The following is a 23,031-nucleotide window of genomic DNA, read 5'->3' on the forward strand; positions in this document are numbered from 1 at the left end:
GTGGCCTTCGAGCACTACATATATACCGGGACGACCCGCCTGCGCTGCGGCTACACCACGGGGAGCTGCGCCGCGCTCGCGGCGAAGGCGGCCTGTGAGATGCTCTTGTCACGAAAGCCCGTCGGCCGCGTGTCGATCGTCACCCCCGGCGGGCTGCCCGTCGAGGCGAACGTGGTAGACGCATGTATCGGCGAGGGGTGCGCCCAGTGCGCCGTGCGAAAGGACGCAGGCGACGATGCCGATGTGACCGACGGCGTACTCGTGTACGCGCGCGTGGAACATGCGGGGTCGGGCACGGGCGCTGCGGGCAGCAAGGGCGTGCCCGCGCGCGAATCGGAAGTTTCCGTCGATGGCGGCGTGGGCGTGGGGCGCGTGACATTGCCCGGGCTCGAACAGCCGGTGGGGGCGGCCGCCATCAACGCGACACCGCGCGCGATGATCACTTCGGCGGTGCGCGAGGTGTGCGCCGCGCACGGCTTTTCTGGAAATATTGCTGTGACGATTTCGGTACCCGAGGGTGTTGCCCTTGCCGAAAAGACCTTCAACCCGCACCTGGGGATAGAGGACGGCATCTCCATCCTGGGCACGACGGGCATCGTCGAGCCGCGCAGCCTCGCTGCCTTGCGCGACAGCATCGAGCTCGAGATCCGGCAGCATGCGGCTATGGGGCGGCGCGGAGTCGTGCTCACGCCCGGCAACTACGGCGCGCAGTTCATCTCGGGGCATTTCCACCTAAACGGTGCGCCGGTGGTCTTCATCTCCAACTTTGTGGGCGATGCGATTGATTGCTGCGTTCGCGAGGGATTTACCAATGTCCTTCTTGTGGGACACATCGGCAAGCTGGTGAAGGTCGCGGGCGGCATCATGGACACCCATTCGCGTACCGCCGACTGCCGCGCGGAGATTCTGGCCGCCCACGCGGCCTTGGCCGGCGCGGGCGCGAAGACCGTGCGCGAGATCATGTCGTCGGTCACGACCACGGCGGCGCTCGAGGTAATCGAGGCCGCCGGCGTGGGGGACGCTGCGCGCGCCTCGCTCGCTGCGGCAATCGAGGACAGGTTGCGCCGCCGCGCGGCGGGCGCATGCGACATCGCCGCGGTCGTGTTCGACGCCGAGCGCTGTGAGCTTTTCCGCACGTCGGGCGCCGATGCAGTTATCGGGGAATTGGGGGCGACGTATGAGTAAAGGCGTGCTGTACGGGGTGGGCACGGGGCCTGGCGACCCCGAGCTGCTCACGATCAAGGCCGTCCGCACAATCGAATCGTGTCCGGTCATCGCCGCACCGCAGACGGCGGACGGGGTCATGGTCGCGCTCGACATCGTGCTCGGCGCCGTCGACCTTACAGGCAAGACGGTGATCCCCGTGCGATTCTCGATGACGCGCGACGCCGAGCGCCGCGCGGCCGAGCATGCCTCGCTTGTTCGCGAGCTTGTCGCGCACCTGGATGCGGCCCGCGACGTCGCGCTGCTGAACCTGGGGGACCCAAGCATCTACGCCACCTTCCAGCGCATAGCGCCCGACGTGCGCGCCCGCGGGTTCGAGGCGCGCGCCATTCCCGGCGTGCCGAGCTTCTGCGCGGCCGCCGCAGCGCTCGAGCGCGACCTCACGCCCGAGATGTCGTCGCCTCTGCACATCGTGTCCGGCGGCTACGACGACGTGCGCCGCGCAATCGGCTGGCCGGGGACGAAGGTGGTCATGAAGGCGCGCCGCTCGCTTGCGGACACGAAGCGCATCCTTCGCGAGGAGGGCGCCTTCGACGGTTCCGAGCTCGTAGAGGACTGTGGGCTTCCGGGCGAGCGCGTGTACCGCTCGCTCGACGATGTGCCCGATCGGGGCAGCTACTTCTCGACGATGGTGGTGCGCTAGATGAGGGTTTCCTGCATAGCGTTCACTGAGAGGGGATATGCGTTGGCGGAGCGCACCGCACGCGCGCTTTCCGATTGCGCGCAGACAGGTGAGGATGACCCTGGCTGGGACGTTTCCGTTTCGCGCGGGTTCGGCGAGGGGAAGGCCGACCTGCGCGCATGGACGGCGCTCGCGTGGGAAGCGTCGGACGCGCTTCTGTTCGTGGGCGCGGCGGGCATCGCCGTGCGGGCGATCGCGCCGCATGTCGCCTCGAAGGCAACCGATTCCGCGGTTGTGGTGATCGACGAGGCGGGGCGCTTTGCCGTCCCACTTTTGTCGGGGCATTTGGGCGGTGCGAACGAGCTTGCGCAAACTGTGGCACGCGCGGCAGGGGCCATCCCCGTCATCACCACGGCGACCGACGTCCGCGGCGTGTGGGCGGTGGATACGTGGGCGCGCTGTGCGGGGCTCGCTGTTTCGAATCCCGAGGCTATCAAGCGAGTGTCGGCACGGCTGCTTTCGGGCGGGCGCGTGGCGCTCTATTCCGACATGCCGATTTCGGGACAGCCGCCTGAGGGGGTTGACATTGCGTCCGACCGCGCTCGGGCCGATATCGTCGTGTCGCCGTTCGCTGGCGCGAATGCAGGTGCGTCCGTTCGCGCGGCGGAGACAACGGGCGAGGTCGTACCCGCCGGTGAGACGGGGAAGCCGGCGGGCGTGCGGGCTCAGGCGCCTGCGCCCGAGCCGCTTCGCCTTGTCGTGCCCTGCATCGTTGTGGGCATAGGGTGCCGCCGCGGTGCGTGCGCCGAAGCGATCGGGGAGGCGTTTCTTCTCGCGTGCGGGCAGGCGGGTATCTCGCCTTCGGCCGTGTGCGAGGCGGCGACGATCGACGTGAAGGCGCGCGAGGAGGGTCTGCTCGCCTTCTGCCGCGCGCGCAATATCCCGCTCGCGACGTATTCCGCAGAGGAGTTGTCGCAGGTCGAAGGCAGCGTTTCGCCATCTGATTTCGTGCGCGCGACGGTGGGAGTCGACAACGTGTGCGAGCGTGCGGCGCTCGCGGACGGGGGCATACTTATCTTCCCGAAGCTCGCTCACGGCGGCGTGACCGTCGCGTTTTCCAAGGTAACTATCGAACTTTCGTTTAAGGAGCGGTGATGGGAAAGCTCTTCGTAGTGGGGATCGGCCCGGGCGGCCCCGACGGCATGACGATTGCGGCTCGGCGCGCGCTCGAGGCGGTCGACATCGTTGTGGGGTACACGAAATACGTGGAGCTCGCGCTCGCCGCCGTGCCCGACGCGGCGCGTCTCGCGACGCCGATGATGCACGAGGTCGAACGGTGCCGCGTGGCGCTTTCGCGCGCGCAGAGTGGAGAAGCGGTGGCGCTCGTGTGCAGCGGTGACGCGGGCGTGTATGGCATGGCGAGCCCCGTGCTGGAGCTTGCGGAGGACTACCCCGATGTAGACGTGGAAGTTATCGCCGGGGCCACCGCGGCTCAGAGCGGGTCGGCGGTGCTCGGCGCCCCGCTTGCCCACGATTTCGCGGTCGTGTCGCTTTCCGACCTGCTCACGCCGTGGGAGGTCATCGAGCACAGGCTCGCCGCCGTGGCGAGCGCCGACTTCTGCATCTGTTTGTACAACCCGCGCAGCAGAAAGCGCGCCGACAGGCTCTCGCGCGCGGCGAAGATTATGCTCGAATGGAAGGCCCCCGACACGCTCTGCGGTTGGGTACGCAACATCGGGCGCGAGGGGCAGCAATCGGGCATGTGCAGGCTCTCCGAGCTGGGGGAGTTCGACGCCGACATGTTCACTACCGTGTTCGTCGGCAACGCGGACACGAAGCGCGTAGGCGGCCGTATGGTCACGCCGCGCGGGTATCGGGAGATTCCATGCGAAAGGTAACGATCATCGGGGCGGGGCCCGGAAACCCCGACTTGCTCTCGCGCGCGGCGCTCGACGCGATCGACATCGCCGACGTGGTCATCGGCGCTCATCGCGCGCTCGTCGGCATCGACGTGCCGCCCGACGTGGTGAGATGCGAGCTCGTTAAGACGGCGGACATCGTCGCCGCGCTCACCGATGCGGCGTCGTGGCAGCGCGCCGTGGTCGTGATGACGGGCGATGTGGGGCTGTTCAGCGGCGCGCGCCGCTTGGTGGAGGCGCTCTCCGGCGACGCGCAGGTGGACGTGCGCGTCATTCCCGGCATAAGCTCAGCGTCGTATCTCGCCGCGCGCCTCGCGCGTCCATGGCAGGATTGGCGCTTCGTGAGCGCTCACGGCGTGGCGTGCGACATTGTGGCCGAGGCCGAGCGCGCAGGTGAGCTCTTCCTCGCCACGTCGGGCGGGGAAGACCCCTCGCGACTTTCGGGCGAGCTTGTGCAGGCGGGCTTCGGGGACGCACGCGTGACGGTGGCCGAGCGCCTGTCGTACCCCGACGAGCGCATCACCTGCGCGACCGCAAGTGAAATCGCAGGTCAGACGTTCGACGACTTGAACGTGATGCTTATCGAGTTCACAGACTGCGCCGGGTCGCCTGCGGGCTCTAGCGCAGCCTCCGAGGCGCCGGCCGGCGCGTCTGCGCCCGCGGCGGCTTCTTTCGTGGCGGTCTCTGCGGGCGCATTCCGCGCCGCGAGCTCCCGCTGGCCGTACGCTTCCTCGGGCATTCCCGACGAGCTCTTCATCCGCGGCGACGTTCCCATGACCAAGCAGGAGGTGCGCGCCGTCGCGCTCGCGAAGCTGCGCCTTACCGCGACCGACACCGTGTGGGATGTCGGCGCCGGCACGGGGAGCGTGTCGATCGAGGCGGCGCTCGTCGCGCGAGCGGGGTCGGTATGGGCGGTCGAGCGCAACGCGGCCGGCGTGCGGCTCATCCGAGAGAACGCGGATGCATTCGGGTGCGGCAACGTGCATGCGGTCCCCGGTGTCGCCCCCGAAGCGCTCGCGAAACTGCCCGTCCCCGACGCCGTGTTCGTCGGCGGGAGCGCGGGCGAGCTTCCCTCCATCGTGGAGGCGGCTCTCGAGAAGAACTCGCAGGTTCGCCTGTGCGTGCCATGCGTCACCGTTGAGACGCTCACCGAGGCGTGCGCGCTCCTCTCGGGTTCGCGCTTTAAGGGGTTCGAGGCGTGCCAGGTGTCGGCCGCCCGCGCCGAGGCTGTAGGCTCGCACCATCTTATGAAGGCGCAAAACCCCGTGTTCCTCGTCAGCGCGCGTGGTGCGGCCGCGGATGCCGAGGAGCTTGCCGAAGTCGGGGCGCTTGCTGAATCGCCTGTCGGCGAGGACCCCTCTGCGGAGGGGAACCCATCCGTTGAGGTGGTCTCGCTTGCTAATTGCAACGCCGCAGGTGGGGAAGGCGGCGCCCGGTGATTACGTCCATCCCGCGCTTCATGGTCGCTGCGCCCTCGAGCGGGAGCGGCAAGACGGTCGTAACGTGCGCGCTCCTGCGCGCGCTCGCGCGCCGTGGTCTTGCGTGCGCGGCCTTCAAATGCGGCCCCGACTACATTGACCCGCTCTTTCATCGCCGCGTCGTGGGTGCGCGCTCGGGCAACTTAGACGGCTTCTTCACCGACGCCCCGACGCTGCGCGCCCTGCTCGCACGCGGCGCCGCGGGCGCGGATGTCGCGGTGCTCGAGGGGGTCATGGGCTTCTACGACGGCATGGCGCCCGGCGTGGCCGACGCGAGCAGCTATCAGGTTGCGCGCGACACGGAAACGCCGGTCGTTTTAGTGGTGAACGGGCGCGGGGCGTCTTTATCGCTCGCCGCCGTAATCCGCGGCATCGCCGAGTTCCTGCCTTGTGCGAACGTGCGCGGCGTCGTGCTGAACAAGACGAGCGCCGCTGCCTGCGCCTACGCGGCGCCTGCGATCGAGAAGCACACGGGCGTCGCGGTTTTGGGGAATATCCCCGCCGACGAGGCGTTCTCGCTCGAAAGCCGGCATCTGGGGCTTGTGACCGCCGACGAGGTCGAGCAGCTCTCCGCGCGCATCGACAAGATGGCCGAGCTGGTGGAAAAGAGCGTCGACGTCGACCGCTTGCTTGAAATAGCGGCGACGGCACCCGATATCCGCGAGGAACCTTACCGGTTGGAGCCGATCGCGGGAGCGCGGCCCATCGTCGCCGTCGCGCGTGACGAGGCGTTCTCGTTCTACTACGAGGAGAACCTGCGCGCGCTCGAGGACCTGGGTTGCGAGCTGGCCTTTTTCAGCCCCCTGTGTGATAGCGAGTTGCCCCGGGGGGCAAGCGCCCTCTATCTGGGGGGCGGCTACCCGGAGCTCCATGCGCGGCAGCTCTCCGAGAACGCGCCGATGCGCGAGGCGGTGCGGTGCGCGGTGGAATTCGGCATGCCGACGGTCGCCGAATGCGGTGGGTTTCTGTACCTGCAGCGCGAAATCGCCGATAGCGAGGGGCGGCGCTGGCCTGTTGCGGGCGCCCTTGAGGGCGCGAGCGAGAACGGGGGAAGGCTGTCCCATTTCGGGTACGTGGAGCTCACTTCCCAACGCGACGGGCTCTACGGGCCGCGCGGCACACGCATCCACGCGCACGAGTTCCACTACTGGCAGTCCACCTGCCCGGGCGGCGACTTCTGGGCGCAGAAGCCCCGGCGCGACAAGGGCTGGCCGTGCATGTCGACCACCCCGTCCCTGGTTGCGGGCTTCCCGCATGTGTACTATCCTGCGAACCCCGACGTTGCGCGCGCGTTCGCGTCTGCCGCAGCGTCGTTTGCAGAGAGGAGACGGCATGGCTGAAGCAACCGAAACCGCGCTCGCCTGCATCCGCGAGGAAGTCGAGCGCGCGTTCTCGTCGGCGCCGGGCGCCGTGCTCGAAGCCACGCTCCCCCGGATCGAGCCCGCAGACGAGTGCGCCCGCGCCGCCGCGTACGCCGCGTGGGACTCCATCGCGCACCCCTTGGGGGGATTGGGCGACTTTGAAGACGCCGTCGCGTGTATCGCCGCAGCTCAGGGGAGCGCCGAGGTGGCCGAGTTTCCCCGTGCGCTCGCGGTATTCTTCTCCGACAACGGTGTCGTTGCCGAAGGCGTGTCGCAAAGCGGGCAAGACGTGACGCGAGCCGTCGCGCGCAACATGTGCGAGGGGGCCACGAGCGCCTGCCGCATGGCGGCGTTCGCGGGTGCCGAGGTCGTGCCCGTCGACGTGGGTATGGCCCGGGGTATAGAAGACACGCGCATGGTGCGCGCGAACGTGCGGCGGGGGAGCGGCAACATCGCGCACGGTTCCGCTATGTCTCGCGATGGGGCCGTGCGCGCGATCGAGGTCGGAATCGCCGTCGCGTGCGGGCTTGCCCGCACCGGCGTGCGCCTTCTCGCCGCGGGCGAGATGGGCATCGGCAACACGACCACCTCTGCGGCGGTGGCCGCAGTGCTCATCCGGGCGGAAGCGCGGAGCCTCGTCGGGCGCGGCGCGGGGCTCTCGGACGCCTCACTCGCGCGCAAGCGCGACGTGGTCGAGCGTGCTATCGACGCGAACTCGCCCGATCCCGCCGACCCAATCGACGTGCTCTCGAAGGTGGGCGGCTTCGACATCGCGGCGATGTGCGGCTTCTACCTGGGGGCCGCGGCCTCGAAGGCGCCGGCGCTCCTCGACGGGGTCATATCCTGCACGGCGGCCCTGTGCGCGGCGCGCCTGTGCCCCAACGCCTTGGGCTACCTCGTGGGCACCCACGCATCAAGCGAACCCGCAAGCCAGGAGCTCCTTCGCGAGCTCGGCATAAAGGCACCACTCGACGCAGGCATGCACTTGGGCGAGGGCGCGGGCGCCATGGCGTATCTGCCCCTTCTGGATTCGGCGTTGCGCGTGTACCGGGATGGGAAGACGTTCACGGCGACTGGTATGGCTGCGTACGAGCATTTCGAGGCCGGGAAATGACGGTGACACTTGTCATCGGCGCCGCCGCGAGCGGCAAGAGCGCCTACGCCGAGTCCCTGTGCCTCGGGCACGACGGCCCCCGCGTGTACCTGGCAACGATGGAGCCCTTCGGGGAAGAGGGCGCCCGCCGCATCGCGCGCCATCGGTCGCTGCGCGAGGGCAAGGGGTTTTCCACCCTCGAGTGCACGCGTGACGTGGGCGCCGCAGTGCCCGGGCTTCCGCGCGGCTGCACGCTTCTTTTGGAGGACGTGGGCAACCTGGTTGCGAACGAGCTTTTCGCGGAAGGCGGCTTGTCCCCACGTGACCCCGACGCTGCGGCGCGCGAGGTGCTCGGAGGCATTGAACGGCTCGCTCAGGCCGCTGCGTATACGGTGGTGGTCACCGTCGACGTGTTCGCCGATGGGATGCGCTACGATGAAGGGACCGAGGCATGGAGGCGCGCGCTCGCGCGCGTGAACGCGGGTGTGGCGGCGCTGGCCGATCGCGCAGTCGAAGTGGTATGCGGGATTCCCGTGTGTATGAAAGGCGAAGGACCTACAAGGTGAAGATAGTAGAGGCAATCGGCGCGGCGTTCGGAACGTTCTCGCGCATCCCCGTCCCGAAATCGGCCTGGACCGATTTCGGGTCAACCCATGCGCTTGCCGTGTTTCCCCTGGTGGGCCTTGCGGAAGGCTTCCTCATGACGGCGTGGGGGTACGTGGCGAACCTGCTCGGCGTGCCCGCGACCATCGTCGCGGCCGTGCTCGTGGCGCTGCCTGTGGCGGTGACGGGAGGCATCCACCTAGACGGGCTCTGCGACACCTCCGATGCGCTTGCAAGTTGGGCCCCGCGCGAGCGAAAGCTCGAGATCATGCACGACCCGCGGGCGGGCGCCTTCGGGGTCATCGGTGTTGTTGTGTTCCTTATTCTGCAGTTTTCCCTGTTCACCGCGCTGCCGCTTACGGCGGGGGCGTTCCTCGCGCTTCTGTGCTCGCTCGTGTTCTCCCGCTCGCTTTCGGGGCTCGCCGTTGAATACTGGCCTGCCGCGCGGGCGGACGGCATGGCCGCGGGGCTCTCGCCTGCGAAGAAGCGCGCGGCGATCGTCGTTCCGCTTTACGCTTTCGCAGCGGCTTCGGCTGCAGGGATGGTCGCGTGCGCTCAGGCCGTCGGCGCCCTTATGGCGGTGGCGGGGCTTTTGGTGCTCGCGTGGTACCGCCATGTTGCCCTGTCCCGCTTCGGCGGGGTGACGGGGGATTTGGCCGGATGGTTTCTGCAATGGGCCGAGCTCGCGATGCTTGCCATGCTGGTGGTGGGGGGCATGCTCCTATGATGCTCGTGGTAGGTGGCGCGCATTCGGGGAAGAGGACCTTCGTGCGCGAAAAACTCGGGTTCGCGGCGGACGATTTCGTCGACGCGGCGCAGCTTGCGGAGGGCGGCGTGCCCGCGGCTTTTGCCGGCCGCGTCGCATACCATGCTGAGGAACTCGTACGCGCGCTCGACGCTGACCGGGCGCTCGAGCGGCTGATCGGCTTCGACGCAGTGATTCTGCCCTTGGTCGGCTCGGGGGTCGTCCCCATGAGTGCGGAAGACGCCCAATGGCGCGAGCGCGCGGGGCGCCTGGGATGCGCGCTCGCTGCGCGCGCCGACGTCGTCGTGCGCATGACGTGCGGGATTCCCCAGGTCATCAAAGGAAACCTTGCCGATGCACCTCGAGGGACGCAGGGCGCGGGTGCGCTTTTGGAAGTCGTCTTCGTGCGCCATGGTGCCACGGCGGGCACGGAAGACCATCGCTACAGCGGGGCGGGCACCGACGAGCCCCTGTCGAGTGCGGGCGAGCGCGCTTTGCGCGACCTCGCGTGCGATCGTGACGTGTTCCGTGTTATCACGAGCGGCATGGCCCGCACCGACCAGACGGCGCGCATCCTCTTCCCGAACGCGGAGCTTATGGCGTGCCCCGGTCTGCGCGAGATGGATTTCGGCGACTTCGAGGGGCGAAGCGCCGCCGAGCTTAAAGAGGATGCGCGCTATCGCGCCTGGGTAGACTCCTGGTGCGAGACGCGCTGCCCGCATGGCGAGGGCAAGAGCGATTTCACCCGCCGCGTCATCGCGGCGTTTCGGGAGGCGTGCGAATCGGAGCGCGCCCAGGGGAGTGGGCGCGCCGTCTTCGTCGTTCACGCGGGTACCGTGAAAGCGCTGCTCTCCGAGCTAGCTGTCCCGAAAATGGGATACTTCGACGTGCATACCGAGCCGGGCGGCGCATGGGCCGCCACTTGGGATGGGCGCTGCCTTCGCGACGTTCGCCCCGCTTGGGGGGGCGATGCCCGGTGATGACGATTCTTGCCGTCGCCGCCGGGTTCGCGGCCGACCTTGCCTTCGGCGACCCGCGCTGGCTTCCCCATCCCGTCGTCGCCATGGGGCGCGCGATCACGTGGGCCGAAGGCCGCCTGCGGGGCGCATTCCCGCAAACGTCCGCGGGCACGCGCGCCGCAGGGCTTGTGCTCGCCGTGGCGCTTCCGCTTGCGTGTGGGCTTTTGACCTGGGGAATCCTGCATCTTTGCGGCATGGTTCACTCCGGCTTGCGCTTCGTGGCCGAGACATGGGCGAGCTATCAGATTCTCGCGGCATGCGAGCTGCGCCGCCAGAGCCTGGCCGTTGCCCGCGCGTTCTCGAAGGGCGGACTTGTCGCGGCGCGCGAAGCCGTCGGGCTCATCGTGGGACGTGACACGTCTGTTCTCGACGAGCAGGGCGTCGCGCGCGCCGCCGTGGAAACGGTGGCGGAGAACGCGAGCGACGGTGTCATCGCGCCGCTTTTCTACCTTATGATCGGGGGTGCGCCTTTGGGCATGGCGTACAAGGCGGTGAACACGCTCGACAGCATGGTGGGCTACAAAAACGAGCGCTACATCGACTTCGGCTGCGCCTCGGCGCGCCTCGACGATGCGGTGAACTGGATTCCCTCGCGGTTATCGGCCCTGTTCATGATCGCCGTGTGCCCGATCGTCGGGCTCGACGCGCGCGGGGCGGCGCGCATCTGGCGTCGCGACAGGCGTCGCCATGCGAGCCCGAACGCGGCGCAGACCGAGTCGGCGTGCGCGGGTGCGCTCGGACTGCGCCTGGCAGGACCCGCGGTGTATTTCGGCAAGCTCGTTGAGAAACCGACGATAGGCGACGCGTCCCGCGAAATCGAGTGGGGCGACATCGCCCGGGCGACAAGGCTCATGCTCGCCGCGTCCGTATGCGCGCTCGTCGTCTTCGGCGCCGCGCGCGCGGCGGTCGTGCTCGCCGTGGGGGCGATGGCATGAGGAAAGACCACGCCGCGCCCCGGGCTGCCGGGGGAATCCTGCGCGCCCGCACGCATGGGGGCAGCGCGCAATCGCTCGGCATCGCTTGCGAAGGGGGTGCCTCCGACCTCATTGACTTCTCGGTGAACGTGAATCCGGCAGGCCCCTCGCCGCGCGCCGTCGCCGCAGCTTGCAAGGCGCTTTCTCGAATCGACGCCTACCCCGATAGGGAAAGCCTCGCCCTCGTTCGCGCGCTAGCGCGCGACCAGGGCATTCCCGAAGATACTATTGTCTGCGGCGCGGGCGCGTCCGACATCATCTGGCGGCTCGCCGCGGCGGTGCGCCCGAAACGCATCGTCGTGTGCGCGCCGACGTTCTCTGAATATGCGGAGGCGGCATCGTACTACGGCGCATGCGTGCAGGAGTTCCCGCTCTCCGAAGCGGACGACTTCGACGTGCCCGCCTCCTTCGCCCGCGCGATCGAGGGGCCGGGAGACGTGGCGTACCTCTGCAATCCGAACAACCCGACGGGGCGCCTCGTCGACCCCAGCGTGATCGAGGCCGCGGCTTGCCGCTGCGAGCAGGTGGGCGCGCTGCTCGTCGTGGACGAGTGCTTCCTCGGATTTGCGCCCGACGCCCGCGAAAGGAGCGTGGCCGCACGCGCCGCGTGTTCGCGCCATGTGGCCGTGCTCTCCGCGTTCACCAAGCTCTACGGAATGGCGGGGTTGCGGTTGGGATATCTGATCAGCGGAAACGCCCAACTCATCGAGGGGATTCGCCGGGCGGGGCAGGCGTGGCCCGTCTCTTCGGTCGCCGAGGCCGCGGGTATCGCCGCCCTGGAAGACATTGAATACGTCTCGCGCACGCGCGATGTATTGGCGGGCGAGCGAGCGTGGCTTTCCCACGAGCTCTCCTCGCTCGGGCTTTCCGTCGTGCCGTCGGATGCGAACTTCCTTTTAGTCCGCACGCCGGCGAAAGACATCCCCGAGCGCCTGTATAATCAGGGGGTTTTGGTCCGCACGTGCGACTCGTTTTCGGTACTGTCCCGTTTCTGGTGCCGCGTCGCGGTGCGCACGCGCAAGGAGAACGCCCGGCTTGCGATGGCGTTCGGCCGCGCGCTTCGGGCGGAAGGTGCACCGGGCGAAGGCGAACCCGATGAACGGGGCGGCGCTATGGCGGGCGCGGATGGCCGAGGCTTGGCGAAGGAGGTCGATACCCGTGGGTAGGGCCAAGCCCATCATGATCCAGGGCACCATGTCGAACGCGGGGAAGAGCCTGCTTGCGGCGGGGCTGTGCCGCGTGCTTTCGCAGGACGGCCTTCGCGTGACTCCCTTCAAGAGCCAGAACATGGCACTCAACAGCGGTGTCACGGCCGACGGGCTCGAGATGGGGCGCGCCCAGATCATGCAGGCCGAGGCGTGCGGCATCGCGCCCGACGTGCGCATGAACCCCATCCTACTCAAGCCTGAAAGCGGCCACCGAAGCCAGCTCATCGTGGCCGGTAAGGCGCAGGGAGCCTTCGCTGCGAGGGACTACTTCGCGCGAAAGAAGGCGCTCATGCCGCAGATTTTGGAGGCGTTCGATTCGCTCGCGGAGGATAACGACGTCATCGTCATCGAGGGCGCCGGCAGCCCCGCCGAAATCAACCTTGCCGAAAACGACATTGTCAACATGGGGCTCGCGCGCGCCGTGTCCTCCCCCGTGCTGCTCGTGGGCGACATCGACCCAGGCGGGGTGTTTGCCCAGCTCTACGGCACGGTCGCGCTCCTTGCGCCCGAGGACCGCGCGCTTTTGCGGGGGCTTGTGGTGAACAAGTTCCGCGGCGATGTGGAAATCCTGCGCCCGGGTTTGGCCCCGCTCGAGAAAATGTGCGGGGTTCCCGTCGTGGGGGTCGTGCCGTATCTTACGCTCGACCTGGACGACGAGGACTCGCTCGCGCCGCGCCTATCTGCCCGCGAGGCGCGCGGCGTCATCGACGTCGCCGTCGTGCGTCTTCCGCATCTGTCGAACTTCACCGACTTCGACCCGCTTTCGCGCGTGCCCGGCGTGGGCGTGCGCTACGTTTCCTCGACGACCGATCTGGGCCGACCCGACCTGGTGGTGCTTCCCGGCTCGAAGACTACGCTCGACGACGCGCGCTGGCTTGCGGCTAGCGGCATCGGGGCCTGTGTACGCGCGCTTTCGGGCACGGGCACGCCGGTGCTCGGCATATGCGGAGGCTACCAGCTTTTGGGAGACGAGCTTTCCGACCCGCACGGCAGGGAAGGCGCTGGCACCGCGCGCGGGCTCGGGCTCATCCCTGCAAGTACGGTGTTCAAGGAGGAAAAGCGCCTCGCCCAGTCGGAGCTGCGCATCACGGGCGCCCAAGGCGCGTTCTCGGCGTGGAACGGCATGACGGCGCGCGGGTACGAGATTCACGACGGCGAAACGACCGTCTCCTGCGCTCCTGCGGGCACGATTGGCGGCAAACCAGAAGGCGCGGCCTGCGGAAACGTGTTCGGAACCTATCTCCACGGCCTGTTCGACGAACCGGGGGTGGCGCTCGCCCTCGCGCGCTCGCTCGCGCGCATGCGCGGCCTGCCCGAGAACGTCGTGGGTGCTGCGGGCGCGGCGTCCGCGGCCGATCACCGTGCGCGCGAGTTCGACCGCCTGGCCGACGTCGTGCGCGGGGCGCTCGACATGGAGTATGTCTACCGCATTATCGAGGAGGGCGTATGATCCACGTGTATCATGGCGACGGCAAAGGCAAGACCACGGCGGCGATGGGCCTCGCCCTTCGCATGCTCGCTGCAGGCCGCCGCGTCGTCGTCGTGCAGTTCCTGAAAGACGGCGAAAGCGGGGAGGTGCGCCTGCTCGCCGAGCATTTCGGCGTGCCCGTGTTCGCGGGGAAGGTGTCGGACAAGTTTACCTGGTCGATGACGTCCGAAGAACTTGCCGCGACGTGCGAGCTGCACGATGGGAACCTCGCTTCCGCGCTTGCCGAGCTCGAGGGCGCGCAAGAGGGACTGCTCGTGCTCGACGAGGCGCTCGACGCGCTTTCGAAGGGGCTTGTCGACGAGGCGCTCGTGGACCGCGCGCTCGATATGTCCGCGCGCGGCGTCGAAGTAGCGCTCACCGGGCGCGCGCCTTCCCGCAAGATCGTGGAGAAGGCCGACTACATAACCGAGATGCGGTGCAAGAAACATCCCTACGAGCAGGGGATATGTGCAAGGGAAGGAGTGGAGTACTAGATGGATTCCAAGGAGATGGCGCCCGGCGACATCGAGCGGCGCAGCTTCGAGATCATCACCGAAGAGCTCGGCGGCCGCACGTTCCCGCCGCTCGAAGAGCCCGTCGTGAAGCGCGTCATCCACACCACTGCCGACTTCTCGTACGCCGATTCCCTCGTGTTTACCCATGACGCCGCGCACTGTGCGCTCGACGCACTGCGCGCAGGGGCCAAGGTGCTCACCGACACGAACATGGCGCTCGCAGGCATAAGCAAGCCCGCGCTCGCGAAGCTCGGCTGCAAGGCCGTGTGCTTCATGGCCGACCCTGATGTCGCCGCGGCTGCGCGCGCCGCGGGCACGACTCGCGCCGTTGCGAGCATGGACAAAGCTTGCGGCATCGAGGGTCCGCTCATCGTGGCCGTCGGCAACGCTCCCACAGCACTTCTGCGCCTCGCCGAGCTCATGGACGCGGGGAAGATCGCGCCCGCGCTCGTCGTTGGGGTGCCGGTCGGGTTTGTGAACGTGGTCGAGGCGAAAGAGGAGCTACTCGCACGACGCGTGCCAGCCATCGTCGCGAGGGGTCGCAAGGGCGGCTCGACCGTGGCGGCTGCCATTATGAACGCGCTGCTCTACCAGATCACGCGCCCAGGCGGCCCGAAGTGACGGCGCCCGCATCCGCGCCGGCGCTGCGCATCTTCGCCGGCACCACCGAGGGCCGCCTTCTGTGCGAATGGGCGAGCAGGGCGGGCATCCCCGCCCGTGCCTACGCGGCAACCGAGTACGGAGGCGAGCTTTTGGGCGAGCTTCCGGGCATCGAGGTGCATGCGGGCAGGCTCGACGATGCCGACATGGAGCGCGAGCTTTCCGGCGCGTGCATCGTTGTCGACGCCACGCACCCCTTCGCTACGCTCGCAAGCGGCAACATCCGGGCCGCTTCGCTCGCCGTGGGTGCACAATGCCTGCGCCTTGCGCGCCCGGTCGAGGCGCTGCCCAAAGGCGTCGTGCCGGTCGCGTCGATCGCCTGCGCGGCGCGCTTTCTCTCCGAGAACCCGGGTCGCGCGCTTCTCACGACGGGGAGCAAGGAGCTTGCTCCCTACACGAGCGTCGCCGATTTCGCGGAGCGCTTCTTCGTGCGTGTGCTCCCGCTGCCCGGTGCTATAACGAAGTGCATCGACGCGGGGTTTTCGCCGTCGCACGTCATCGGCATGCAGGGGCCCTTCACCCGCGAGCTCAACGAGGCGATGCTTCGGCAGGTGGGCGCCCAGTGGCTTGTGACTAAGGACTCGGGAACCGTAGGCGGCACGGCCGAGAAGCTCGCCGCCGCGCGCGACGTGGGAGCGCGCTGCATCGTGGTCACCCGTCCCGCCGAGGGAAGCGGGGCCCTTTCGCTTCGGGAAGTGGAAGACGCGCTCTTACGGGAGTTCGCGCGCTAGGCGCTTGCCGCGCCTAGCGCGCCCTCCCGCCCGCGAGGAGGAGCGTCCCGAGCAAGCTCGACCCGTACAAGCCCGTCATCCATCAATAGCTCGAGGACGACGCCCAGAACTGGCGCAAACAGCCCTTCAATAAGTTGCGGTGAAATAGTGTCTGTTTTTGCTGCTAGATAACATATTCAGTCCCTAATTCACCGCAACTTGTTGGTGGTGGCTTACTGGTAGCGTAGGCACTCCACCGGGTTGAGCTTTGCCGCGCGGCGAGCGGGGTAGAAGCCAAAGATTACGCCGATGCCGACGGAGACGCCGAAGGCCAGCAGCACCGTGGCGATTGAAAAGCTCGGTGTGATCTCCCCACTGGCACCGAGCTCGTTGAGAACCCCTGATCCTGCGGCAAACATCGCGAGGCCCCAGGCCAGCAGATAGCCAATCAGGACACCCAGCAGGCCACCGGTGACGCACAGCGCCGAGGACTCGGCCAAAAACTGCGCGGTGATATCGCGGCGACTGGCGCCCAAGGCACGGCGAATACCGATCTCGCGGATGCGCTCAGTCACGTTGGTAAGCATCATATTCATAATGCCGATTCCGCCGACAAGCAGTGAGATACTGGCGACAGCGCCCATGATGAGCGAGAAGGCGCCCATAAACGAGTTGAGTGCATCGATGGCGCTTTTCATGGAGGTCGCCGATACGCTGTCGTACTCATCATCCTCCGAGATGCCCTTCATCGCGCGCACCTTAGACTCGATGGTCTTGCAGAGCTCGTCCATGTCTGTGCCCTCGGCGGCAAGTGCCGTCACGCTGGGGAATGAAGGATTCTCGTCGCCAAACAGGCCGGAGATGGTTTCGCGTGGCATATATAGCGTGAGCGAGCCCATGGAGTCGCTGCCGCCATCAATCACGCCTACAATCTGCACCTCGCCGTTGGACACCTTGATGGTTTTCCCCAGTGCGTCCTGTTCGTTGCCGTAAAGCTGATCGGCGCCGCCGCGGCTGATGAGCGCCACGCGCGAGGCTGATTGAGACTCTGCCTGTGAATAGACACGTCCCGCAACGAGCTTGCTGGCGCCCACGGCATCGAGCATGTCGCTATCGACGCCGTGTGCCATGACGGTATAGCTTTTATCCTCGACCTTGTACTCGGAATAGGCGCTATCGACGATGCCGATCTGCTCAATCTGCGGCACCAGTTTGCGAAGCTTTTCCACATCCGAATCGGTGAGTTCTTGGGACGAATAGATCTCTACCATGCGGGCTGCATTGAGGCCCAGGCTGTTGACCAGGCTGTTTTGGATGCCGCCGATGAGCGAAGTCATGGCGATGACCGAGGCGATGCCAATGACGATGCCAAGGATGGTGAGCAGGCTGCGTCCCTTGTTGGCCTCGAGCGAGTGAAGGGCTTCTTGGACAAGATCGCGGGTGCTCATTCCTTCGCTCCCTTCGGCTGATTGGTGGATGTCGAAATCGTGGGCAGGGCGTTCACGGCCCCGCGTAACGTATTCGGTGTATGCGCGACATATGCGCCGTCATGGATTCGCCCGTCACGGATGGTTACGGCTCGATCGGCCTCGGCGGCGATGCCGGGGTCATGCGTGATGAGTACGATGGTCTTGCCGCGTTTCTGGAGCTTGTGGAAGGTTTCCATGACGAGCGCCCCGGTTGTCGAGTCTAGATTTCCCGTTGGCTCGTCGGCCAAAATGATGGGCGGGTCGTTGACGAGGGCGCGCGCGATGGCGACGCGCTGCATCTGTCCGCCCGAGAGTTCCGATATGCGGTGGTCCCAATGGTCGACCGGCAGTGTGACGGCTTGCAGCGCGTGCACGGCGCGCATCTCGCGCTGGCTACGCGGCACATTGGTGTAGGACAGCGGCAGCATGACGTTTTCGATCACCGTCAGACGCGGCAGCAAGTTAAAACTCTGAAAGACAAAGCCGATGCTCAGCGCGCGCACCTCGGTGAGCTCATCATCGTCGAGCTCGGCGACGTTGAGCCCTTGCAGGAAATAATCACCCGCCGTCGGCTTGTCCAAGCAGCCCAGGATGTTCATGAGCGTCGACTTGCCCGAGCCCGAGGGGCCGGTGATTGCGACGAACTCACCGGGGTTCACCGCCAGGCTCACGTTGTGCAGGATGTGGGCGCAACCGGCCTCGCTCTCAAAGATGCGGTGCACGTTGCGGATGTCGATGACGGGACGCATTACTTGCCCTCGTCGGCAGACATATTGTCGCCGCCGTCTGCCGTCATGCCTGTGCCGGTATCCGTCACGATGGTGTCGCCGTCGCGTAACTTGGTAACCGGGACGTCTGGGTTGATCTCGTTGCCCTGGTCGTCGCGCTTGACCTGCGTCTTACCGACTACAGCCTCGTTGTCGTTTTGCGTCACGACGGTCACCTTCACGCGGCGCGTCTTCTTGCCTTCCGAATCGGTGGCCAGATTGACGTAATAGTGCTCGCCATCTTCGGTCATCAGCGCCATGGTCGGCACCATAACCACGTCGTCGAGCTTCTCGGTCACTACCGAGACCTCGGCAGTCATACCCGGCTTAAGGCGACTGTCGGGTGCTTCGATGAGGATGTCGACGTTAAAGGTTACGCTGCCGCCGCCGGAGTTGGAGTCGGAGTTTGCCACCGAGGCGATGGCCGTGACCGTTCCCTGGCTCACGATATCGGGAAACGCTGGATAGGTCACGTTGGCGCTCTGGCCCACGGCGATCTTGGCGATATCCTTTTCGCCCACCTGCACGGTCACCTTCATCTTGGACAGGTCGGCAATCTGCATGCACTGCTTGCCGCCGCTTGTATCGCTTTCGCCCATGATCATGCCGCCTGTTACCGTGGCGCCCACCTTGGCGTTGAGCTCCACGATGCTACCCGAGCTCGGGGCCGTGACCGTACGGCTGGCGGCCTTGGCGTTCGCCTGGTCGAGGTTTGCCTGGGCCGATGCGAGGCTGCGCTGCGCGGCCGATACGGCGTTCGTGTCCGCTGATGCGGCGGAGACGCCAGCCGCTGCGGAAGCTCCATCGACGTCCGTCGTTGGGGTGGCCTGCGCGACAGCGGCGGCTTTCTGCGCGTTGGTGAGGTCTTCCTGGGCGGCTGCAACTGCACGCTGCGCCTCGGCAACGTTGCGATCGAGCTCGTCGTTTTTAATGGTCATAAGCACGTCGCCCTCGTTGACGGATTGGCCTGCCTGCACGTTGATCGAATCGACCGTACCGTCGACAGAAGGGGAGACCACTGAGGACGAAATGGGTTTGAGCTGGCCTTTCGCCTCGACCGTTGTGGTAAACGTGCCCTCGGTCACCATGTCGGTCACAGGCCCGCTAGCGCCCTGCGGCTGCGCATTGATAACCAGGGTTGCGACAATGGCAATGAGCGCGATGGCACCTACGACGCCGGCGGCAATACCGCGTCGAATCAGCTTTTTGCGTCGACGTTCGGCACGTTTTGCCTTGAGCTTGGCATACGCCTCTTCATCGGAAATTTCGGCCGTATCGTTCGTGCGTTCGCTCTGCTTGTCGGCATGTACGTTTTTAATCAGAGGAATCGTTTCGGTGGCACCTTCGGGCGTGTACTCGGCATCATCCGGGCCTGGGGTGATGGTGGGGACATTCGGCATAGCGTCTCCTTTATAGAAAGTTCCTCAATAAGTATATGCGCTCGTCGCGTAAGGCGGGCGCATATGGCGGATTCTTTCGGAACTGTTAGATTGGTCGCAGCGGCTCCACGTTGTAGGAATGCGCGCGTTGCACTACGAGTGGACAACCACGCACAGGCCGACTTTGATGCAGTCGTGAAGTGCCTTGGCGTCGGCCAGGCGCAGGTTGATGCAACCGTGGCTGCCGCACCACTTGTACGACTCGGCGTTATCGAAGCTCTTGTCGTTTTGCCAGGTGGCATCGTGGAAGCCGATCATGTTGCCCTCAAACGGCATCCAGTAGCTAACCGGGCTTTCGTATTTGGGCTTGCCGGTCTCGGGGTCCTTGGCACCGATGAGTTTGCTGGCGCCGTCGTTGCTGTTGATCTGCCAGACGCCCTCGGGCGTGGCGTCCTCGCCCGGCTTTCCCGAGATAAAGTTGGCCTCCCACACGATATTGCCGCTCTCGTCGTAGTAGCGCGCGTGCTGCTCGGACAGATCGACATCGATGTATGCCTTCCAGTCGGGCTCTCCCTTTGCGGTAAAGGTGTCGGCCTTCTGGGAGTACTTGATCTCGATTTCGCCGGTCTGCTTGTTGTTAATGGCGTCTTCGACCTGCTTGGCGAGCGAGCTGCTGTCGATGGACCAACCAAAGTCGCCGCCTTCGACGGCGCACTGCTTGCCATCGGCGCGCGTCCACCAGCGAGTGGAGCCCACGGTATTAAAGCCGTTGGCAAGCTCGGCTGCCCAGCTGCTGATCTGCGACGTATCGAGCGTGGGGTTGGCCGGATCGGCAAAGCTGATCCACTGCAACACGGAGCTGCCATCAACCTTGCCGGCATCCTCGCCGTTGAGCTTGAGGGTCACGTTGACGCCCAAGAAGTTGTTGGCGGCATCGCATGCGGCCTGAATCTGATCATCGGTCAGCGTTCCATTGAGTGGCTCATAGGCATCGTTGCCGAGCTTGGAAAGATCTACGGTCTCGGCCAGCGAGGCAAGCTCGAGCTCGGCATACTTAATGACATGCTCGCGGTTGAGTTTTTCGTTGGAGCGCGCCTTCTCGACGGTAAACTTGCCGGCCTGCTCGTCATAGGAGCTATTGGCCTCGAACGTGCCCGAACGCCCCTCGTTAAACTCGTCGATGGCGGCGCCCAGATCCTTCTCAAACTTCTTTTGGTCAAAAGTGTCGGAGAGCATGGACAGGTCGACGTCTTGATCAAGATCGACTTCGTTGGAGGTAGCGGTTGTTTTGGTCTTTCCGCTTAAGGATTCCACAAGGCGGACCGGCCATACAAAGGCTTCGTTGTGGCTGATGATCTCTTTTGCGGCAGCTTCGCCGTCGACGATGGGCTCATCGGACTCGGGCTGATAGGTCCAGCTAAAGTCATCGCCTGTCACGGTGAGCTTATAGTGCTTCCATGCCGAGTTGACCTTGGTGGCGGCAGACGAAGCGTTGGAGAACGAGACGTCGACGCCGGCGATGGTGGTGTTGGGGTAGGCTAGCTGGGAAAACGCTACGACGCCTACGATATAGACAATGACGATAAGACCCAGGACGACAAAGAGCGTCGTCTTTTTGCCCGACTTATTGTTCTCGGCGGGTTTGCGCGCGGGGCCGCGATCGCCCTGAGCGTGCGTGGGGGGCTGCTTGGGCGCATTGCCGTTTGCCTGGCGCTGCTGACGTTGCTGGTTCGAGCGTTGGGAAGCGTTTGCCGCACCACGCTGCTGACCGTGACTCGGCGCGATAGGACGCGGCGACTGAACGCCACCGGTGTGCCTGCTCGGCTGCTGCGGATCGGGAATCAGTTGAGTTCGATCGTTTTGCGACATCGTATGCATATCCTTCGAATTTCGCCTTGCGGCTCATCGTGTTTTTACTGGGCTTGCATTATAGCGATTGCCCTGCTGTTTGTGGTACGGAAACGGTGGCATTCAAAAGAGGTGGGACATTTGTCCCACCTTTGAGTCGTCCTTTGTTGCTATCCGCACACACCGCATTTTGCGCAGGCCGAAAGTGCGGCCGGAGCCTGCGCGATGCCGCCCTTTGCCGTCTCGCGCAGCGTGGCCGGCAACGCGTGGCCCACTGAGAGCATGACATGTGCCATCTGGTCAAACGGCACCAGGCTCTTAATGCCGGCGAGGGCGAGTTGTGCCGAGCTAAAGGCCGCTGCCACGCCGATGGCATTGCGGTTTTGGCAGGGCACCTCCACGAGGCCACCGACGGGGTCACAAACGAGGCCCAGCAGGTTACTCAGCGCGATGGAACTGGCGTCGAGCGCCTGCTCGGGCGTGCCTCCGAGCATCTGCACCAGCGCGGCGGCAGCCATGGCGGCGGCGCTTCCCACCTCGGCCTGGCAGCCGCCCTCGGCGCCGGCGACGCAGGCGCTCGTGGTGAGGTTGAGGCCGATGGCGGCTGCGCAGTAGAGCGCGTCCATCACCTGCTCGTCGTCGAGCTGCAGGTGGTCGGCGAGCGCCAGCACACAGCCGGGGACGACGCCCGCGGATCCTGCCGTCGGAGCTGCGACGATTACGCCCATCGTGGCCGAGCGCTCGAGCACGGCCATGGCGCGGGCCACGGCGTCGGTTTGAACGGTGCCCATCAGGCTCGTGCTCAAATCGTTGCGGCCGGTGGCATCGACGAGTTTAGCCTCGCCGCCGATAAGCCCGCCGAGCGATCGCTGCGGATTGACGATAGGGGTCGTGGTCTCCTCGCGCATGACGTCGAGCACGCGGCGCATGGCGGCGACGGCGTGGGTCTCGCCGGTCAGACGCGCCTCGCGCACGGCCATAACGGCGCCGATATTCAGGCCGAGCTCGGCGCATGCATCGAGCAGCTGCTCGCCGTCGTCGAAGATCTCCTTTGCCGAGACACCGGGGGAGAGCGACGAGGCGGAACCGGGGAGCTCGATAAAGGTCGCGTAATCGACATTGTCGAGTTTGCGTAGCATGGGGATAACGGTGTCGTCGGGCGCGCCGTCGGTCTCAAAGACGGAGTAGGCCTGGCCGCCCACTTCGGTGCGGTAGGTGCGGCAGAAGGCGATGTTCACGTGTGCGTAGGCGAGCAGGTTCGTGAGCGCGGCGAGCACGCCGGGGACGTCCTGGTGTGCCACAAACAGCGTGGAATACATGCCCGAGATGTCGACGCCGACGCCGTTAATGCGGCTGATGCGCATCTTGCCGCCGCCCAGGCTCTCACCGCGGACCTGTGCCGTGGCGCCCGTGTCGTCGACCATGTCAATGTCGACGGTGTTGGGGTGGATGGAGGCGTCGTCGCCCTTGATGTCAAAGTGATATTCGAGGCCCTGCTCGCGTGCGAGGTCGAAGGCCTGCTTGATGTTCTCGTCGTCGGTGTCGAGGCCCAGGATGCCCGCGACGAGCGCACGATCGGTGCCGTGGCCGCGGTAGGTGTGGGCAAAGGAGTTCCACAGGCCAAAGGTGACCTTAGTGATGCGGCCTTCCAGCAGGCTGGCGGCAACTTGGGCGCAGCGCAGGGCGCCGGCGGTGTGCGATGAGCTGGGGCCGACCATGACGGGGCCCAAGATCTCGAATGCCGAGGTCGTAGCTAGTGTTTGTGGCTTGCCTGCCATATGCGCTCCTGTTCTATCCCATCGTCCCGAGGGGCGGGGCATACTCTGTCCCGCCGTTCCGAGGGCTTTAGTATTTGGTCGCCTGCTCGGACAGTCCTGCTCGCACGGAGGCCACATTAAGTGGCCTCCGGCTCGTGCGGAACTCGCGATCGACCAAATACTAAAGCCCTCGGAACTTAGGATACATGGTT

At 66.1% G+C, this 23,031-nt stretch carries 21 protein-coding genes; 16 read left to right on the forward strand and 5 right to left on the reverse strand.

What is annotated here, in order from left to right; translation table 11 throughout:
• The 16 genes from cbiD (at position 1) to cobK (ending at position 15,620) form a co-directional block, all read left to right on the forward strand.
• The gene (gene cbiD / locus DW821_RS02535; protein WP_255413170.1) at positions 1–1,185 is read left to right on the forward strand and encodes a cobalt-precorrin-5B (C(1))-methyltransferase CbiD; all 1,185 of its coding nucleotides are present in this window, start codon (positions 1–3) and stop codon (positions 1,183–1,185) included.
• On the forward strand, positions 1,148–1,867 hold the full coding sequence (gene cobI, locus DW821_RS02540; protein ID WP_199584252.1) for a precorrin-2 C(20)-methyltransferase: 720 nt from the start codon (positions 1,148–1,150) through the stop codon (positions 1,865–1,867). The genes cbiD and cobI overlap by 38 nt, the downstream gene beginning before the upstream one ends.
• Positions 1,868–3,001 carry a cobalt-precorrin 5A hydrolase gene (locus tag DW821_RS02545; protein WP_117637723.1) on the forward strand — a complete coding sequence of 378 codons (1,134 nt, stop codon included), beginning with the start codon at positions 1,868–1,870 and terminating at the stop codon, positions 2,999–3,001.
• On the forward strand, positions 3,001–3,744 hold the full coding sequence (gene cobJ, locus DW821_RS02550) for a precorrin-3B C(17)-methyltransferase (RefSeq protein WP_117637724.1): 744 nt from the start codon (positions 3,001–3,003) through the stop codon (positions 3,742–3,744). Before DW821_RS02545 ends, cobJ begins: the two co-directional genes overlap by 1 nt.
• Entirely contained in the window at positions 3,732–5,204 is a 1,473-nt protein-coding gene (cbiE, locus tag DW821_RS02555; protein ID WP_117637725.1) for a precorrin-6y C5,15-methyltransferase (decarboxylating) subunit CbiE, read from the forward strand. Before cobJ ends, cbiE begins: the two co-directional genes overlap by 13 nt.
• The gene (locus DW821_RS02560; protein WP_233552976.1) at positions 5,201–6,583 is read left to right on the forward strand and encodes a cobyrinate a,c-diamide synthase; all 1,383 of its coding nucleotides are present in this window, start codon (positions 5,201–5,203) and stop codon (positions 6,581–6,583) included. Before cbiE ends, DW821_RS02560 begins: the two co-directional genes overlap by 4 nt.
• Entirely contained in the window at positions 6,576–7,718 is a 1,143-nt protein-coding gene (locus DW821_RS02565; protein WP_117639397.1) for a nicotinate-nucleotide--dimethylbenzimidazole phosphoribosyltransferase, read from the forward strand. The genes DW821_RS02560 and DW821_RS02565 overlap by 8 nt, the downstream gene beginning before the upstream one ends.
• Positions 7,715–8,263: a bifunctional adenosylcobinamide kinase/adenosylcobinamide-phosphate guanylyltransferase gene (locus DW821_RS02570; RefSeq protein WP_117639507.1), complete on the forward strand. Its 549-nt coding sequence runs from the start codon at positions 7,715–7,717 to the stop codon at positions 8,261–8,263. The genes DW821_RS02565 and DW821_RS02570 overlap by 4 nt, the downstream gene beginning before the upstream one ends.
• Positions 8,260–9,027, forward strand: coding sequence for an adenosylcobinamide-GDP ribazoletransferase (gene cobS, locus DW821_RS02575; RefSeq protein ID WP_158551300.1), 768 nt, complete (start codon positions 8,260–8,262; stop codon positions 9,025–9,027). The genes DW821_RS02570 and cobS overlap by 4 nt, the downstream gene beginning before the upstream one ends.
• Before the next feature lie 245 nt (positions 9,028–9,272).
• On the forward strand, positions 9,273–10,025 hold the full coding sequence (locus DW821_RS02580; protein ID WP_233524895.1) for a histidine phosphatase family protein: 753 nt from the start codon (positions 9,273–9,275) through the stop codon (positions 10,023–10,025).
• Complete coding sequence (gene cbiB / locus DW821_RS02585; protein ID WP_118065385.1) at positions 10,025–10,999, forward strand: adenosylcobinamide-phosphate synthase CbiB; 975 nt, start codon at positions 10,025–10,027, stop codon at positions 10,997–10,999. The genes DW821_RS02580 and cbiB overlap by 1 nt, the downstream gene beginning before the upstream one ends.
• Positions 10,996–12,204 (forward strand): histidinol-phosphate transaminase, encoded by a 1,209-nt coding sequence (locus tag DW821_RS02590; RefSeq protein WP_158567527.1) that lies wholly within the window; start codon positions 10,996–10,998, stop codon positions 12,202–12,204. The genes cbiB and DW821_RS02590 overlap by 4 nt, the downstream gene beginning before the upstream one ends.
• The gene (locus DW821_RS02595) at positions 12,197–13,696 is read left to right on the forward strand and encodes a cobyric acid synthase (protein WP_233552977.1); all 1,500 of its coding nucleotides are present in this window, start codon (positions 12,197–12,199) and stop codon (positions 13,694–13,696) included. The genes DW821_RS02590 and DW821_RS02595 overlap by 8 nt, the downstream gene beginning before the upstream one ends.
• Entirely contained in the window at positions 13,693–14,208 is a 516-nt protein-coding gene (locus DW821_RS02600; protein ID WP_089571806.1) for a cob(I)yrinic acid a,c-diamide adenosyltransferase, read from the forward strand. Before DW821_RS02595 ends, DW821_RS02600 begins: the two co-directional genes overlap by 4 nt.
• Positions 14,209–14,850, forward strand: coding sequence for a precorrin-8X methylmutase (locus DW821_RS02605; RefSeq protein ID WP_118065390.1), 642 nt, complete (start codon positions 14,209–14,211; stop codon positions 14,848–14,850). It begins immediately after the preceding gene.
• Complete coding sequence (cobK, locus tag DW821_RS02610) at positions 14,847–15,620, forward strand: precorrin-6A reductase (protein WP_118065392.1); 774 nt, start codon at positions 14,847–14,849, stop codon at positions 15,618–15,620. The genes DW821_RS02605 and cobK overlap by 4 nt, the downstream gene beginning before the upstream one ends.
• 212 nt (positions 15,621–15,832) lie before the next feature.
• Here cobK and DW821_RS02615 read toward each other — a convergent pair whose 3' ends face one another.
• From DW821_RS02615 to sdaAA, 5 genes are all read right to left on the reverse strand, one after another.
• Positions 15,833–17,047 (reverse strand): ABC transporter permease, encoded by a 1,215-nt coding sequence (locus DW821_RS02615; RefSeq protein ID WP_117639415.1) that lies wholly within the window; start codon positions 17,045–17,047, stop codon positions 15,833–15,835.
• Positions 17,044–17,817 (reverse strand): ABC transporter ATP-binding protein, encoded by a 774-nt coding sequence (locus DW821_RS02620; RefSeq protein ID WP_117639417.1) that lies wholly within the window; start codon positions 17,815–17,817, stop codon positions 17,044–17,046. The genes DW821_RS02615 and DW821_RS02620 overlap by 4 nt, the downstream gene beginning before the upstream one ends.
• Complete coding sequence (locus DW821_RS02625) at positions 17,817–19,235, reverse strand: efflux RND transporter periplasmic adaptor subunit (RefSeq protein ID WP_117639419.1); 1,419 nt, start codon at positions 19,233–19,235, stop codon at positions 17,817–17,819. The genes DW821_RS02620 and DW821_RS02625 overlap by 1 nt, the downstream gene beginning before the upstream one ends.
• A gap of 132 nt (positions 19,236–19,367) precedes the next feature.
• The gene (locus tag DW821_RS02630) at positions 19,368–21,083 is read right to left on the reverse strand and encodes a L,D-transpeptidase (RefSeq protein WP_158567528.1); all 1,716 of its coding nucleotides are present in this window, start codon (positions 21,081–21,083) and stop codon (positions 19,368–19,370) included.
• 149 nt (positions 21,084–21,232) lie between these two features.
• A complete protein-coding gene (gene sdaAA / locus DW821_RS02635; RefSeq protein ID WP_118065396.1) occupies positions 21,233–22,840 on the reverse strand; it encodes an L-serine ammonia-lyase, iron-sulfur-dependent, subunit alpha in 1,608 nt (535 codons plus the stop codon).
• Positions 22,841–23,031: the final 191 nt, after the last annotated feature.

It is taken from the genome of Collinsella sp. AM33-4BH (assembly GCF_003469205.1).
Taxonomy (GTDB): domain Bacteria; phylum Actinomycetota; class Coriobacteriia; order Coriobacteriales; family Coriobacteriaceae; genus Collinsella.

What these genes read in the sequence shown, in the direction of transcription:
- DW821_RS02625 (WP_117639419.1), bottom strand. Translation starts at nt 19,235, where the DNA reads ATGCCGAATGTCCCCACCATCACCCCAGGCCCGGATGATGCCGAGTAC.
- DW821_RS02630 (WP_158567528.1), bottom strand. Translation starts at nt 21,083, where the DNA reads ATGTCGCAAAACGATCGAACTCAACTGATTCCCGATCCGCAGCAGCCG.
- DW821_RS02605 (WP_118065390.1), top strand. Translation starts at nt 14,209, where the DNA reads ATGGATTCCAAGGAGATGGCGCCCGGCGACATCGAGCGGCGCAGCTTC.
- DW821_RS02590 (WP_158567527.1), top strand. Translation starts at nt 10,996, where the DNA reads ATGAGGAAAGACCACGCCGCGCCCCGGGCTGCCGGGGGAATCCTGCGC.
- cobI (WP_199584252.1), top strand. Translation starts at nt 1,148, where the DNA reads ATGCAGTTATCGGGGAATTGGGGGCGACGTATGAGTAAAGGCGTGCTG.
- DW821_RS02580 (WP_233524895.1), top strand. Translation starts at nt 9,273, where the DNA reads ATGAGTGCGGAAGACGCCCAATGGCGCGAGCGCGCGGGGCGCCTGGGA.
- DW821_RS02545 (WP_117637723.1), top strand. Translation starts at nt 1,868, where the DNA reads ATGAGGGTTTCCTGCATAGCGTTCACTGAGAGGGGATATGCGTTGGCG.
- DW821_RS02570 (WP_117639507.1), top strand. Translation starts at nt 7,715, where the DNA reads ATGACGGTGACACTTGTCATCGGCGCCGCCGCGAGCGGCAAGAGCGCC.
- DW821_RS02565 (WP_117639397.1), top strand. Translation starts at nt 6,576, where the DNA reads ATGGCTGAAGCAACCGAAACCGCGCTCGCCTGCATCCGCGAGGAAGTC.
- DW821_RS02615 (WP_117639415.1), bottom strand. Translation starts at nt 17,047, where the DNA reads ATGAGCACCCGCGATCTTGTCCAAGAAGCCCTTCACTCGCTCGAGGCC.
- sdaAA (WP_118065396.1), bottom strand. Translation starts at nt 22,840, where the DNA reads ATGGCAGGCAAGCCACAAACACTAGCTACGACCTCGGCATTCGAGATC.
- cobJ (WP_117637724.1), top strand. Translation starts at nt 3,001, where the DNA reads ATGGGAAAGCTCTTCGTAGTGGGGATCGGCCCGGGCGGCCCCGACGGC.
- DW821_RS02600 (WP_089571806.1), top strand. Translation starts at nt 13,693, where the DNA reads ATGATCCACGTGTATCATGGCGACGGCAAAGGCAAGACCACGGCGGCG.
- cbiE (WP_117637725.1), top strand. Translation starts at nt 3,732, where the DNA reads ATGCGAAAGGTAACGATCATCGGGGCGGGGCCCGGAAACCCCGACTTG.
- cbiB (WP_118065385.1), top strand. Translation starts at nt 10,025, where the DNA reads ATGACGATTCTTGCCGTCGCCGCCGGGTTCGCGGCCGACCTTGCCTTC.
- DW821_RS02620 (WP_117639417.1), bottom strand. Translation starts at nt 17,817, where the DNA reads ATGCGTCCCGTCATCGACATCCGCAACGTGCACCGCATCTTTGAGAGC.